The sequence below is a fragment of the Rhodococcoides fascians A25f genome (assembly GCF_000760935.2).
Lineage (GTDB): Bacteria > Actinomycetota > Actinomycetes > Mycobacteriales > Mycobacteriaceae > Rhodococcoides.
This window is the reverse complement of record NZ_CP049744.1, coordinates 1015638-1028829: the sequence shown is the minus strand read 5'-3', so window position 1 is coordinate 1028829 and position 13192 is coordinate 1015638. Positions and strand designations below refer to the sequence as shown.

General features: G+C 66.3%; 14 protein-coding genes. 3 read left to right on the top strand and 11 right to left on the bottom strand.

Going from position 1 to position 13192, the window contains the following annotated elements; all coding sequences use genetic code 11:
• Positions 1-14 precede the first annotated feature (14 nt).
• The 6 genes from folE to dacB form a co-directional block, all read right to left on the bottom strand.
• A complete protein-coding gene (gene folE, locus BH93_RS04840; RefSeq protein WP_037178265.1) occupies positions 15-683 on the bottom strand; it encodes a GTP cyclohydrolase I FolE in 669 nt (222 codons plus the stop codon).
• A gap of 149 nt (positions 684-832) precedes the next feature.
• Positions 833-3676, bottom strand: a complete 2844-nt coding sequence (gene ftsH / locus BH93_RS04835; protein WP_037178161.1) for an ATP-dependent zinc metalloprotease FtsH — start codon at positions 3674-3676, stop codon at positions 833-835.
• Between the two features lie 303 nt (positions 3677-3979).
• Positions 3980-4531 carry a hypoxanthine phosphoribosyltransferase gene (hpt, locus tag BH93_RS04830; protein WP_032380712.1) on the bottom strand — a complete coding sequence of 184 codons (552 nt, stop codon included), beginning with the start codon at positions 4529-4531 and terminating at the stop codon, positions 3980-3982.
• Between the two features lie 11 nt (positions 4532-4542).
• Positions 4543-5529: a tRNA lysidine(34) synthetase TilS gene (gene tilS, locus BH93_RS04825; RefSeq protein ID WP_242459118.1), complete on the bottom strand. Its 987-nt coding sequence runs from the start codon at positions 5527-5529 to the stop codon at positions 4543-4545.
• A gap of 5 nt (positions 5530-5534) precedes the next feature.
• Positions 5535-6632, bottom strand: coding sequence for a zinc-dependent metalloprotease (locus tag BH93_RS04820; RefSeq protein ID WP_032380126.1), 1098 nt, complete (start codon positions 6630-6632; stop codon positions 5535-5537).
• Positions 6617-8020 (bottom strand): D-alanyl-D-alanine carboxypeptidase/D-alanyl-D-alanine endopeptidase, encoded by a 1404-nt coding sequence (gene dacB / locus BH93_RS04815; protein ID WP_032380125.1) that lies wholly within the window; start codon positions 8018-8020, stop codon positions 6617-6619. The genes BH93_RS04820 and dacB overlap by 16 nt, the downstream gene beginning before the upstream one ends.
• 143 nt (positions 8021-8163) lie before the next feature.
• Between dacB and BH93_RS04810 the strand changes: the two genes are divergently transcribed.
• Together BH93_RS04810 and BH93_RS04805 are read left to right on the top strand one after the other, a co-directional pair.
• Positions 8164-8655 carry an inorganic diphosphatase gene (locus BH93_RS04810; protein ID WP_032380124.1) on the top strand — a complete coding sequence of 164 codons (492 nt, stop codon included), beginning with the start codon at positions 8164-8166 and terminating at the stop codon, positions 8653-8655.
• Positions 8656-8718: 63 nt separating this feature from the next.
• Entirely contained in the window at positions 8719-9177 is a 459-nt protein-coding gene (locus tag BH93_RS04805; protein ID WP_032380123.1) for a PAS domain-containing protein, read from the top strand.
• A 37-nt stretch (positions 9178-9214) separates the two neighbouring features.
• Here BH93_RS04805 and BH93_RS04800 read toward each other — a convergent pair whose 3' ends face one another.
• The 3 genes from BH93_RS04800 to BH93_RS04790 form a co-directional block, all read right to left on the bottom strand.
• Complete coding sequence (locus tag BH93_RS04800) at positions 9215-10291, bottom strand: GGDEF domain-containing protein (RefSeq protein ID WP_242459117.1); 1077 nt, start codon at positions 10289-10291, stop codon at positions 9215-9217.
• 126 nt (positions 10292-10417) lie between these two features.
• Positions 10418-10882 carry a MarR family winged helix-turn-helix transcriptional regulator gene (locus tag BH93_RS04795; protein ID WP_032380122.1) on the bottom strand — a complete coding sequence of 155 codons (465 nt, stop codon included), beginning with the start codon at positions 10880-10882 and terminating at the stop codon, positions 10418-10420.
• Position 10883: 1 nt separating this feature from the next.
• Entirely contained in the window at positions 10884-11711 is an 828-nt protein-coding gene (locus tag BH93_RS04790; RefSeq protein ID WP_032380121.1) for a crotonase/enoyl-CoA hydratase family protein, read from the bottom strand.
• A gap of 119 nt (positions 11712-11830) precedes the next feature.
• Between BH93_RS04790 and BH93_RS04785 the strand changes: the two genes are divergently transcribed.
• Positions 11831-12328, top strand: a complete 498-nt coding sequence (locus tag BH93_RS04785; RefSeq protein WP_037178163.1) for a 2-oxo-4-hydroxy-4-carboxy-5-ureidoimidazoline decarboxylase — start codon at positions 11831-11833, stop codon at positions 12326-12328.
• Positions 12329-12349: 21 nt separating this feature from the next.
• Here the strand turns inward: BH93_RS04785 and BH93_RS04780 are convergent, their stop codons facing one another.
• Positions 12350-12574 carry a DUF6480 family protein gene (locus tag BH93_RS04780; protein ID WP_032380119.1) on the bottom strand — a complete coding sequence of 75 codons (225 nt, stop codon included), beginning with the start codon at positions 12572-12574 and terminating at the stop codon, positions 12350-12352.
• A gap of 28 nt (positions 12575-12602) precedes the next feature.
• On the bottom strand, positions 12603-13181 hold the full coding sequence (locus tag BH93_RS04775; protein ID WP_032380709.1) for a TetR/AcrR family transcriptional regulator: 579 nt from the start codon (positions 13179-13181) through the stop codon (positions 12603-12605).
• Positions 13182-13192: the final 11 nt, after the last annotated feature.

The following is a 13192-nucleotide window of genomic DNA, read 5'->3' as shown; positions in this document are numbered from 1 at the left end:
ATCGACCGGTCGCGTCATTTCCGCAGAATCAGGTCCAGTGCTTCCGAACGCGATGCCGCGCTGGACTGCAGCAGACCGCGCACGGCCGAGGTGGTGGTGCTGGCCCCCGGCTTGCGAATTCCGCGCATCGCCATGCACAGGTGTTCGGCCTCGATGACGACGATCGCTCCGCGCGGATCGAGCTTGCGCATCAAGGCGTCGGCGATCTGACTGGTCAGACGTTCCTGCACCTGAGGACGCTTGGCGTACATGTCCACCACGCGCGCCAGTTTCGACAGGCCCGTGACCTTGCCGCTCTTGCCGGGGATGTATCCAACGTGTGCGACGCCATGGAACGAGACCAGGTGGTGCTCGCACGTGGAGTACATCGGGATGTCGCGGACGAGTACCAGTTCCTGATGTCCCTCGTCGAACGTCGTGTTCAACGCCGTGTCCGGGTCGGTGTAGAGCCCGGCGAAGATTTCGCGGTAGGAACGCGCGACGCGGGCCGGGGTGTCGAGCAGGCCGGGGCGATCGGGATCCTCGCCGACGGCGATCAACAACTCACGTACTGCGGCCTCGGCGCGAGGCTGGTCGAAGACTGCCCCGGTGGCGTAGGCAACCGTCTGCTCGACCGCTCGCTGCTCGACTGCCGGGACTTCTGCCGAGTCGCTGGTCGACTCGTCGGTCCGATTGACTGACACGTGAACGTACCTCCGTTTGGGCTTCACGAATGTGACGGCTGGGCCCACCTGCAACGGTCCGAAGCGAACAATTGCGGATGAGCCCAACACAGTTCGAACGACGTGCTGGGCCGACCGTCACGATCGACCCAGCAAGCCTAATGACAGGCCTAGCGGTACGAACCCCCCGGCCCTTCCCAGCGGTGCGTCTGCGGACCTTCGTCGCCGTCGTCCTCGGCTCGCTCGTCGCGCCGCGAATCCTCGGACGAAGTGTCGCCGGAACGGTCGTCACCGGGAAGCGGGTAGTTCTGCGACGGACCGGGCACCTGCCACGACGCAGCCGACGGCTCCTCGTGCGCGGAACCGTCCGCGTTCTCGCCGTACGGAGGCGCGTGTCGAGACGTCCGACCTTGATCCCGCGTATCCGGCCGGAACGGATCCGGCTGATACTGCGGCGGTTGGTACGCCTGTTGGCCGGTCGGCGGTTGGTACGACGGCGGCTGCTGATACGTCGGGTGCTGTCGGTAGGTCGGCTGGCCCTGAGGAGGCTCGTACCGATTCTGTTCCGGCCGATCCGATTCCGGCTGCTCACGAGTCGGCTGGTTCTGGGCCGGCGGAGTGGTCGGGCCTTGGTAGCGCGGGACCGACGGCTGATCGCGCGGCGGCCAGCCCGGAGCAGACCATCCTGCCGGAGCGCCGTAATCGGGCCGTGAACCCGAGTTGGGGGCCGGCCGTGGTTCCGGTCTGCGATAGCCCTCGGAGTAGCCGCCCTCGTTGGGAGCACCGCCGTTGGGAGCACCGCCGTTGGGAGCACCGCCGTAATTGCCGTTGGGGCCACCGCCGTTGTAGCCGCCACCATGCATCGGGCCGCCGTTGCTCGGGGCACCGTTGCTCGGAATCCCGTTCGTCGGGGCACCGTTCGTGGGAGCGCCGTTCGTCGGAGCACCGTTGACCGGGCCGCCGTTGTATCCGTTGCTTCCGTTCGGGTAGCCGCCCTTGCTCAGCTGCGGCGAACCGGAGTAACTGGGCTGCGGAACCTGTTGCGGCGGAAGCTGTTTCGGAGCCGGCGGCACCGGAGGCCACGGCTCGCCGCGCTCGGCGGCAAGTTCGCGCGGAGTCTTCACCGGCGGCTTGTCCGAGGGCTTGCGGTCACCGAAGTCGTTGAACAAGGTGATGCGCGGGCGCTTGGTGACGCTGTGGAAGATCTTCTCCAGGTCCTTGCGGGTGAGCGTCTCACGTTCGAGCAGCTCGGAGGCAAGGGTGTCGAGCAGGTCGCGGTACTCGTTGAGGATGGCCCACGCTTCGGTGTGCGCGGCCTCGATGAGCTTGCGCACCTCCTCGTCGATCTCACGGGCGACCTCGTGCGAGAAGTCGGACTGCTGACCCATCGAACGGCCGAGGAACGGGTCGCCCTGTTCCTGCCCGTACCGAACGGCTCCGAGCTTGCTGCTCATGCCGTACTCGGTGACCATCGCGCGGGCGATCTTGGTGGCTTGGTCGATGTCGGATGACGCACCGGTGGTCGGCTCGTGGAACACGAGCTCCTCCGCTGCGCGGCCGCCCATGGCCATCACGAGACGAGCGATCATTTCCGACCGCGTCATCAGGCCCTTGTCGTCCTCGGGCACCGTCATCGCATGGCCGCCGGTACGGCCGCGCGCGAGGATGGTGACCTTGTAGACCGGCTCGATATCGGGCATCGCCCACGCGGCGAGTGTGTGTCCACCCTCGTGGTACGCGGTGATCTTGCGCTCGTGCTCGCTGATGATGCGGCTCTTGCGACGCGGACCACCGACGACGCGGTCCACCGACTCCTCGAGGGAAGCCTCGGTGATGACGGTGCCGTTCTCACGCGCGGTGAGCAGCGCCGCTTCGTTGATGACGTTGGCCAGGTCTGCACCCGACATTCCGACGGTTCGCTTGGCGAGACCCTCGAGGTCGGCGTCCTGAGCAACGGGCTTGCCTGCCGAGTGCACCTTCAGGATTGCTCGACGGCCGGCCAGGTCGGGGGCACCGACCGGGATCTGCCGATCGAAGCGGCCCGGACGCAGCAGCGCGGGGTCGAGGATGTCGGGGCGGTTGGTCGCGGCGATGAGGATCACGCCGGTGCGCTCACCGAAGCCGTCCATCTCGACGAGCAACTGGTTGAGCGTCTGCTCGCGCTCGTCGTGACCGCCGCCCATACCTGCACCGCGCTGGCGACCGACGGCGTCGATCTCGTCGACGAAGATGATGCAGGGGCTGTTCTGCTTGGCCTGCTCGAAGAGGTCGCGCACGCGGGATGCACCGACACCGACGAACATCTCGACGAAGTCCGAGCCCGAGATGGTGAAGAACGGGACGCCCGCCTCGCCTGCGACGGCGCGCGCGAGCAGCGTCTTGCCGGTTCCGGGAGGGCCGTAGAGCAGCACGCCGCGCGGAATCTTGGCACCGAGCGCTTGGTAGCGCGCTGGGTTCTGCAGGAAATCCTTGATCTCGTACAGCTCTTCGACGGCCTCGTCCGCACCTGCCACGTCGGCGAAGGTGGTCTTGGGCATGTCTTTCGTCAGCTGCTTGGCCTTGGACTTGCCGAAGCCCATGACTCCGCCGCGACCGCCACCCTGCATGCGGCTCATCACGAAGATGATCACGCCGAGGATCAGCACCATCGGAAGGATCAGCAGCAGGAAGGAGCTGAACCAGCTCTCCTGGGTGACGGTGGTGTTGTAGCTGTCGAGGCCCTGCGAGTCGACCTTGTCGAAGATCTGCTCGGACGCCGAGTCCGGGTACTTCGCGATGATCTTCGTCTCGTTGTCGGTGGCGTCGGAGGCCTCTTTGAGTGTCAGCCGAACCTGTTGCTCACGGTCGTCGATCTGCGCGGACTCGACGTTGCGATCATCGAGCTGGGCGATCGCCACCGAGGTGTCGACCGTCTTCCAGTCCCGCGTGTCGTTACCGAAGTAACTGAAGGCATAGATCACCAACAGAATGCCGAAAACGATGGCAAGATTTCGTATTACTGTCTTCCGATTCATACAGCTTCAGCCGACTCGGCCGTGTCCTTTCAGTCCGCTCCCGCGCGCTGGCTGCTCCCTGCCCGCCGGATACTCCAGGCTAGCGCGAGACTCGGACATCTGACTCGCTCATACCTGGCGCTCTGCGTCCACGCACCAGTTTGCGTCGACGCTTCTTCCCCTCCAACGACCGCACTCCCCCGGCAGTTCCCCACCTCTTCGGCACCCTATCCGCATCGATGGACCATTGCATACGTGTCGGCGCGGCAATGGTCCATTCACGCGGGGCGGTTCACGCGAACCGGGTGGACCGAACGACACGGCTCAGCTGTAGACCTTGGGGTCCAGCAGGCCGATGTACGGCAGATCTCGGTAGCGCTCGTTGTAGTCGAGGCCGTATCCCACGACGAACTCGTTGGGGATGTCGAAGCCCACGTTCGCGACCTCGACGTCGACCTTGATGGCGTCGGGCTTGCGCAGCAGGGTCACCACCGAGAGCGAGGCAGGCGAGCGGGTCGCGAGGTTGCGCTTGAGCCAGCTCAGCGTCAGACCGGAGTCGATGATGTCCTCGACGATCAGCACGTGGCGTCCGGTGATGTCGCGGTCGAGGTCCTTGAGAATCCGGACGACGCCGGAGGACGACGTCGACGAGCCGTAGGAGCTGACCGCCATGAACTCGAGCTGCGCCGGGATCGGCAGCGCCCGGGCGAAGTCGGTCATGAACATGATCGCGCCCTTGAGGACGCCGACCAGGAGCAGGTCGCCTTCCGGGGAGCCTTCGGGATACCGCTTGGCGATCTCTTCTGCGAGTTCCGCAGTGCGCGCTTTGATCTGTTCCTCGGAAATGAGAACCGATTCGATGTCGCCCTCGTACACGGGGTTTCCCTTCATTCGTTCTCCAGGCCGACGCTCAGCCTGCCACGTCGACGCGAGCACACCAACCTGGCGTCGGGCGTTCCGCCTGGCAGGGCAACCCCGCCCTGGCCAGTCCACCGTACGACAAGGGCATCGACGGCTCGGAGCTGTCGATCGGTCGACGACGTCACTCCCCGGCCGAGCAACCATCGGCGCAGCACGCGGCGGCGTACTGCGGGGGCGAGCGTCTCGATCGCCGAGACCTCGATGTCCGATCCGTCGGTGTCTGCAACGGACCCGGCAAGCGCGTCGAGCACGTCGCCGTCCTCACGCAACTGCTCGGCCGTCCGCGCGAGCGCAGCGGCGACGCCGCCGCCCAGCACGTCCTCGAGCAACGGCAACACCTCGTGGCGCAGCCGCACCCGAGTGAAATCGGTATCGGTGTTGTGCGGATCCTCGAACGGCTCGAGCCCCAGCTCGACGCACGCGGCCCGGGTGATCGCCCGCCTGACTCCGAGCAGCGGACGGCCCCACGGTGCGGCGAACGCCGTCATGCCCGCAATCGACCGCGGCCCCGATCCGCGGCCCAACCCGAGCAGCACCGTCTCGGCCTGATCGTCGAGAGTGTGCGCCACCAGCACCGACGCGTCGCCGCGCGCGAGATTCAACGCGTCGTATCTGGCTCTGCGGGCCGCTGCTTCCGTCCCTCCGGAACCGGTGACGTGCACCGGCAGAACCCGGGCATCGACCACACCCAACTCCAGCGCCCGTGCCGCCGCCGTCGCCGCGACCTCGGCCGAACCCTCCTGAAGACCGTGGTCGACGATCAGCGCACGCACGTTCGGGGCCTCGGCCACGCCCGCGGCCGTCAAGGCGAGCGAATCCGCGCCACCGGACAGCGCAACGGCAACCGGACCGGGGTGCGCAGCGAGCCACGCCCGCACCGCATGCCTGATCTCGAGCAACGCGGGGCCCTCGGGCAATCTGGGTCGTTCCGCAGGCTCCACTCCCTCGGGCAAGAGCACTAGCCCAGAACTCGCGCGATCCACGCGTCCGGGTTCTCGATTTCGGACAGCAGCGGCAGCGTGTCGGGGCCCGTCCACACGGTGTTGAAGCGTTCCATTCCCACTGCGGCGACCACGTGATCGACGAATGCCTTGCCGCGGACGTACTGCGCCATCTTCGCATCCATCCCCAGCAATGCCCGGACGACGCGTTGGAGCGGGTTGACCTTGCGTCGTCGCCGTTGGTCGAATGCACCGCGAATCTGCGTCACGGTCGGCACGACGGCCGGCCCGACGGCGTCCATCACGTGGTCGGCGTGGCCTTCGAGCAGAGTACCGAGCACCAGGAGCCGATCGATGGCGTCGCGCTGCGGCTGGGGTTGGGTGGCACGCAGCAGGCCGACGATGCCTGCGTCCTCCGATTTTGTCGTTCCGCTCGGATTCTTGCGGGCCTTCAACGCACCGGTCAACCGATTGGCGACGTCCGAGAGTGGCTCGTCGGTGCCGTCGGAGAGCACCCCCACGTTCTCGCGCATGTAGCCGCCGAGCCACGGCGCGGAGGAGAACTGCACTCGGTGCGTCACTTCGTGCAGGCACACCCACAGGCGGAAGTCGCTGGGCGAGACGCGCAGTGCGCGTTCGACGGCAATCACGTTCGGTGCGACCAGCAGCAACGTTCCGTTCTCCCCGGTGAACGGATCGTACTGTCCCAGAATGGCACTGGAGAGAAACGCCAGCATCGCGCCCGCCTGAAGTCCTGCGGGTTTTCCGCCGAGGAGCCCCGACGGTGGCGTGTCGTCGTCGTCCCCGGTGAGGTGCTTCATCGACGACGCGGCCGCGGCGATCCAGCCTGCTCGATCGACCACCTGGGCGTCGGGCACCGGGAGCCCATCGGCCAGACCGGTGGTCTCACGAACCGGCCCCTCGGCTCGAATCGATGCGGCGGCAAGCTCTTCCACGGCCGCCTCGGCGGTGTAGCGCGAGGTGGCCGGACCCGGCCGGGCCAGCTTTGCCCCGGCTTTGGCGGCTACCGACCAATCGACCGCACCGGCGAACCCGGACGTGCTCTCGTTCTCGTCGGCACTCGCCGCTGCTGCTGACTTCACTGGCAACCACACAATCTCAAGGTCGATGCCACGGCATCGAGGGCGGGGCGACTGACCTCGGGTGGCCGGTCGTTCGACATCAGCGCGAAGGTCAGCACACGGCCGTCGACATCGACGACGTATCCCGCGAGAGCGCTTGCATTGGAGAGGGTTCCGGTCTTGGCTCGCACCCAACCCGCTCCGGTTCGATCCCCCGAGGCATACCGATCCGACAACGTTCCGGTGGCACCGGCGACGGGCAGGTAGTCGAGCATCGGACGCAACGTCGGCTGTTCGGATCCGGCGGCCGAGGTCAGCACCTGATCGAGCAGTCGGGCCGGAATCTTGCCGTCCACCGACAGCCCACTGGCATCCTCCAGAGCCAACCCGGCCATATCGAAACCTGCCGTGTAGAGAGTCTGTCCGATGGCCGCCACCGCGCCGGAAAAGCTTGCTGCCGTGTTCATGTCGATCGACAGTTCGCGTCCGACCGCCTCGGCGAGGACGTTGTCGGAGCGATAGATCATCTGCTGCAAGCGGTTTCGCAGCGGGGCGGACTGCACCGACGCGAGCTGATCGGCGCCCTCGGCGGCCGTACCCGTCGTCACTGCCGCCGGATCGACGCCCAGTCCTGCCGCCAGTGCGCGGCCCGCGTCGAGCGCCGGAGTGGTGCTGCGGGGTGACTCGTCGACGAGCGGATCGGACCTTCCGCCGTCGAGCATGATCGGTTCGATCGGGGTGATCGAACCGGCGGCGATGTCGGCTGGAAACCAGCCCTGCGCCATGGTGTCGCCGGAGTAGATCGAGGTGTCGACGCTGATGCTGCGTACCGTCGTTCCGCTGCGGCGGATCTGCTCCACGAGATCGTCGATGCGGGCCGCGCCCGGATAGAACCCGACGGTGCCGACCGGCAGTGCGGTGAGCGTGGGGTCTCCGCCCGCGATCAGCACGATGTTTCCTTCGCCGCTGCCCTGGACGACGCGAGTGGTGACGCGGTGATCGGCCGGGAGCGCGAGCATCGCGGCGGCCGCGGTGAGCACCTTGGTCGTCGAGGCCGGAGTCATCGGCGCATCGGGGTTCCGGGACCACAGAACCTGGCCGGTCTGTGCGTCGGCGACGGTTCCGGTGAAGGTGCCGAGATCGGAATCGTCCACCACCCCGGCCAGTGCGCCGGCCAGCCCCGCCGAGCTGGGCGACGGTGCGGACTCGGGAAACGCAGTGATCTTCGGGTTCGGCAGCACGGTGTCGGGCGGCGGCGCGATCGCGGTCTCGGCACCGTCGGACACCGACGGGAGCACGAGCGCGGCGGTGGTCACGGCAAGGATCACCACGAACACCGCGCACAGCGTCAGGATCAACCGCTTCTTCCTGCGCCGCCGGCCCGCTGTGGGACCGAGGAACCGCCGTGTCAGCCCCGCCACCGTTCCTCCGTCATTGCCGTGGTCGTACCCATGATCGTCCAGTCAACAGTATCCTCGGGTCCGGTAGCCTTGCGCCGCCACCATCTTTCGCATTCGTAACCGCTCGGGCCCCACCGGCTCGACGAAGACAGTAAGGACTGCACGTGCCGTTCGACGTCACCATCGAGATCCCCAAGGGGCAGCGCAACAAGTACGAGGTCGACCACGTCACCGGACGTGTGCGCCTCGACCGCTACCTCTACACCGCGATGGCGTATCCAGCCGATTACGGTTTCATCGAGAACACGCTCGGCGAGGACGGCGATCCGCTGGACGCACTGGTGCTGCTGCCCGAGTCGGTCTACCCGGGTGTCATCGTCGAGGCGCGGCCTGTCGCGATGTTCAAGATGGTCGACGAAGCGGGCGGCGACGACAAGGTGTTGTGCGTGCCTGCAGGTGACACCCGCTGGGATCACATCCAGGATCTGAGCGACGTATCGACGTTCGAGCTCGACGCGATCAAGCATTTCTTCGTCCATTACAAGGATCTCGAACCCAACAAGCACGTCACCGGGGCAGACTGGGTGGGGCGCGCAGAGGCCGAGGCCGAAATCGCCGCATCGTTCAAGCGCTTGACGGACAATCCGGGTCACTGATCGTTTCGGCACTACACACTTCGTCTCGGCCGAGCGCCGACGAAACACAGTTTGGGGAGACCTATGACCGACAGCAGTTCCAACGGCGCCGCCGGTGATCGGCGCAATCTCGACTCGCGGGCCATCTCGGATCCGACGCAGTTCCCCGATCTGCCGGTGACGGTCGTTCTCGACCGAATTCCGGTGCCGATCCTCGCTGTCGATCCCAGCGGTGCGATCGTGTTCGCAAACGAGGCCTTCGACGATCTGTTCGGTCTCGACCGCACCGAACGCGTCGACTTCCACCTGCACGACATCTTTCCCGACCGGGCACCGGAGGGGGTCAACGTCGCCGACATGTTCTTGACGACGGTGGCCACCCGCGCGGATTCGCTGTGGCGGATGACCGACAAGACCGGTGACGTCGTTCAGGTACGCGCCAGCAAGTCGATCCTGCGCCGCACCGAGGACACCATCGTTCTCGTCGCGCTCGAGGATTTCACGGACCAGTTGTGGAACGACCCCAAGAGCGCCTTGCGCTGACGTTCTCCCCAAACGAGTGACGGTGTGTGCCGGCTGATCAATCGCCGGCATACACCGTCGTTCTGTTTCCACCCGCGTGCTTCGACTCGTACATTGCCGTGTCGGCATCGAGCAGCACGTTGCGCACCAGCTCGGCTGCGGCGTACGAGGACACGGCCGCTCGCCACCGAGCGGCATCGAGTACGGCGACACCGATGCTGACCGTGACCGGCACGTCGTCACTCGCGTCGTGCACTGCCTCGCGAATATCGTCTGCGAGGTGGTCGGCCGAGTCGCCGCAGACCGGTACCGCGATCGTGAATTCCTCGCCCCCGGTGCGCGCCACGCAGGGCCGTCTACCCGTTGCGGCGGTGAGGCGCCGGGCCGTTCGGCGCAGGACCCGGTCGCCCACGGCGTGCCCGTAGGTGTCGTTGACCAGCTTGAACTGATCGAGATCGACCACCATCAGCGCCGCCGACTGCTCCTCCGTCAATCGAGCCATCATTCGGTCGAGTCGCAATTCCAGACCCCGTCTGTTGAGCAGGCCTGTCAGAGAGTCCGTATTGGCGAGGTCGAGTTGGCGCTGAATGACGGCTCTGAACGCCAGCACCGAGTTGACCACCAACACCGTCACCAGTGCCCGCGCGACGATCGACGCGGGATCGCCCGGCTGCTCGACGACGGCCAACACGGCGAGCAGAAGAATCACGGCGTTGACGAATGCGGTGTGGAATTTGAGCACGTTGCGCCGGGAGAAGTAGGCGATGTAGGTGCCGATCACCGAGAACAGGGCCGCGCCGTACAGGGCGAGATCCCGGTCGTCGAAGGTCAGCAACATCACGGACACGCCCACGTCGGCATAGATCACGAACCACCCGGGCATGTGCGACGCGTCGACCGAGCGCAGCCACCACCACGCTCCCACCGGCACGGTCGAGAGCAGCACGATCATGCAGATCACGACGGCCGTCGCGCCGACCGGGCCGTCGCCGGACAGCATGATGATCGAGCCGATCAACCCGAACGACGGAACGAGAACTGCGATTCCTCTCGCAACGCGGCGTTCGAGCCGAACCGAAGCCGATCCTGGTCCCCGGTCGGAGGACTGGGGAGGCCCGTCGTGATCGGTTGGCACCACATTCCCTCCGTCCGTTCGGGCAGTTCGAGCGTCCGGGTAAGGCATCGCCTGCGTCCCGATCGTCGCTGGGATCACGAGTACGGGACGAACTCGAGATCCCACGCTGTTCAGGTTCCTCGCGGCTCAGACGTTACCCGTGCGCTGATCGGGTAGGTCCGGCCTGACGGTTTCGTAATCGGTCAAGAATCGATCCAACAGCCCGACCAGCGCCGATCTGTCGTCCCTCTCCCATTTCTCGATGACTCGCCCGAGCGCCTCGGTTCGGCGTTGCTGAATCGCCGCGGCAACTTCCTGGCCCGACTGCGTCACCGCGAGGACGAAGGCCCGACCGTCCCGTTCGTCGGGCAGCCGCTCGACGTGACCCAGTTCGACGAGCTGAGCCACCTGCCTGCTCACCGTCGACGGATCCGAATTCACCATGGCAGCAAGCTCACTGGACCTCATGGGCCCGTCACGCAAGAGCCGGAACAGACAGACGTAGGCGGCACCTTCGACGCCACCCGACGACGAGATCTGCGCGATGTTGCGCTCGCGTAGGCGCTGCAATCGAACCAGCTGGGTGCCCAACTCCTCGGCAAACTCGACCACGTCAGCTACCGGTGAACTGAGCCGGCCGCTTCTCGAACACGGAGGTGATCGCCTCGGTGAGATCGTGCGAGGCGAGGAAGGCGGCATTCCAGGCCGCCACGTACCGCAGCGAGTCGTCGACGCTGGAGGACCGGGAGTGGTCCAGTACGGTCTTGATGCCCTGCACCACCAGCGGCGGGTTGGCGGCGATGGCGGCCGCGCACTCACGGGCGGCGGCGAGGGTGGCATCGTGGTCCTCGAACACGTCGTTGACCAGGCCGATCTTCTCGGCGCGGGCCGCGTCGATGTCCTTGCCGGTCAACGCGAGCTCACGCAGGTGGCCGTCGCCGATGATCGCGGGGAGCCGGGCCAGAGAACCCATGTCGGCGACGATCGCGACCCGCACCTCGCGCACGCTGAACTTCGCGTCGGCGCTGGCGTATCGCACGTCGGCGGCGGTGATGAGGTCGACGCCACCGCCGATGCACCAGCCTTGGATCGCTGCGACGACGGGCTTGCGGCAGTCCGCGACGGCGTTGATCGCCTTCTGCATCGTCTTGATGGTGTCGTGGAAGGACGTTCGAGGACCGGCCAGCGCCTTGTCTGCCATGAGAGGGCCGAACGTGCCTGCCATCGCGGCCAGATCCAGTCCGTAGGTGAAGTTCTTGCCGGAGCCGGCGAGCACCACTGCCCGAACCTCGGGATCGGCATCGAGCTGCGCGAACAGCTCGGTGCTCTCGCTCCAGAAGTCGGGGCCCATTGCGTTGCCCTTGCCGGGCCCGAGAAGTGTCACTTGCGCGATGTGGTCCGCGATCTCGACAGAGAAGGCTTTCCAGGTACGTTCCGTCATGCGTGCGAGCCTAGCGGGATCGCCTGAGATTGCCGCACCGCATGTTACGGCGCGTAACGTCTGCGCTAAGTCCCTGCTCAGCTCTGGTACATCCGGCGCAGTCGGCCCACTATCGACACATGCTGATGCACCAGGGATTGGGACTGGAAACGTTCAACGACCTGCCGCGTCGCAAAGCGGTGCACGCACTGTACGAGTGCTGCTGCTCGGTGGCGTGGGCTTCACGGGTGGCCGACGGCCGCAGCTATCGCTCCCGCGCCGACCTGTTCTCCGCAGCCGATGCCGAACTGGCCGAGTTGTCGGACCAGGACGTCGATTCGCTCGCCGCCAATCTTCCGGAGCCCGGCAAAGTGTGCGCCGCCATGGATGCGAACACGCGAGGAGCGCTGGGAACCGCTGCTCGCGCCTACGACGAGCGCTTCGGATTTCCGTACGTGGCCAGTGTGATGTTCGGACCCGAGGGGTTCGAGCCACGCGAGATCCTGGTGGATCTGGGTCACCGACTCGACAACGACGACCGCACCGAGCGCAAGATCATGCGCAACGAGCTCGCGGAGATCAACCACATTCGACTGAACCGACTTCTCGGCCCCGAGGGTGGGTGGCCTCCGTACTGACCGCCCGAGACAGGTCCGGGATCAGCCGAACAGGCCGACGACGCGACCGATAAGTCCACCGGCGATCAGGATCGCCAGCAATGCGACCACGCAGATGATCACGATCGGCATCACTCGGCTGCGCTGCGGCGGTTCGTGGTTGGGTCCGCCGATACCTGTCTCGGCGGGCGGGGTGTCTCCTGGGGTGACGCCGCCACCCGCTTCGAGTCCTGCGGTGACGTCCGGATCCGGATTCTGAGCATTCATCTTGCGTGGTTACCCGGTGCGGTCACCCTCAATCGAGATGTGCCCTAGCTATCGCTCCGGCGAACAGTTCGGACACCGCGTCGGCGATGATTCCCTCGTCGATGTCCTCCGGATCCACCGAATGTTCGACGGCCAATCCGGAGATCAAGGCCGTCAGTGACGTCGCGACGCGTCGGGCATCGAACTTGTCGCCCACGCCCCACTGGTCCGCGCGTTCGGCGATGAGACGTTCGAGCTCACGCCGCAGCGCTCGACGGTCGGTGCGGTAGCGCTCGGCGACGGCCGGGTCGCGTCCGGCCAGGATGCCGAACTCGACGGTGAGCAGCGGCCAGCGAGGTTCGGCGACCACCCACGAGGCGATCTCGTTGCCGCCCGCTCCTGCTGCGGCACCGGAATCCAGATCGGAGATGTGGGCCAGCACGCGGGCCGCGAGGTCGAGTGAGCGTTTGGCGAGCAACTCGGCGAACAGCGCCTGCTTGGACTCGAAGTTCGAGTACACGGCCCCCTTGGTGAAGCCGGCGCGGTCCGCGATATCAGTGAGTTTGGCTGCTGCATAACCCTTTTCGGTGAACTCGTCGGCAGCGGCGGCGAGCAATCGGTCTCGCACGTCGGCACGCT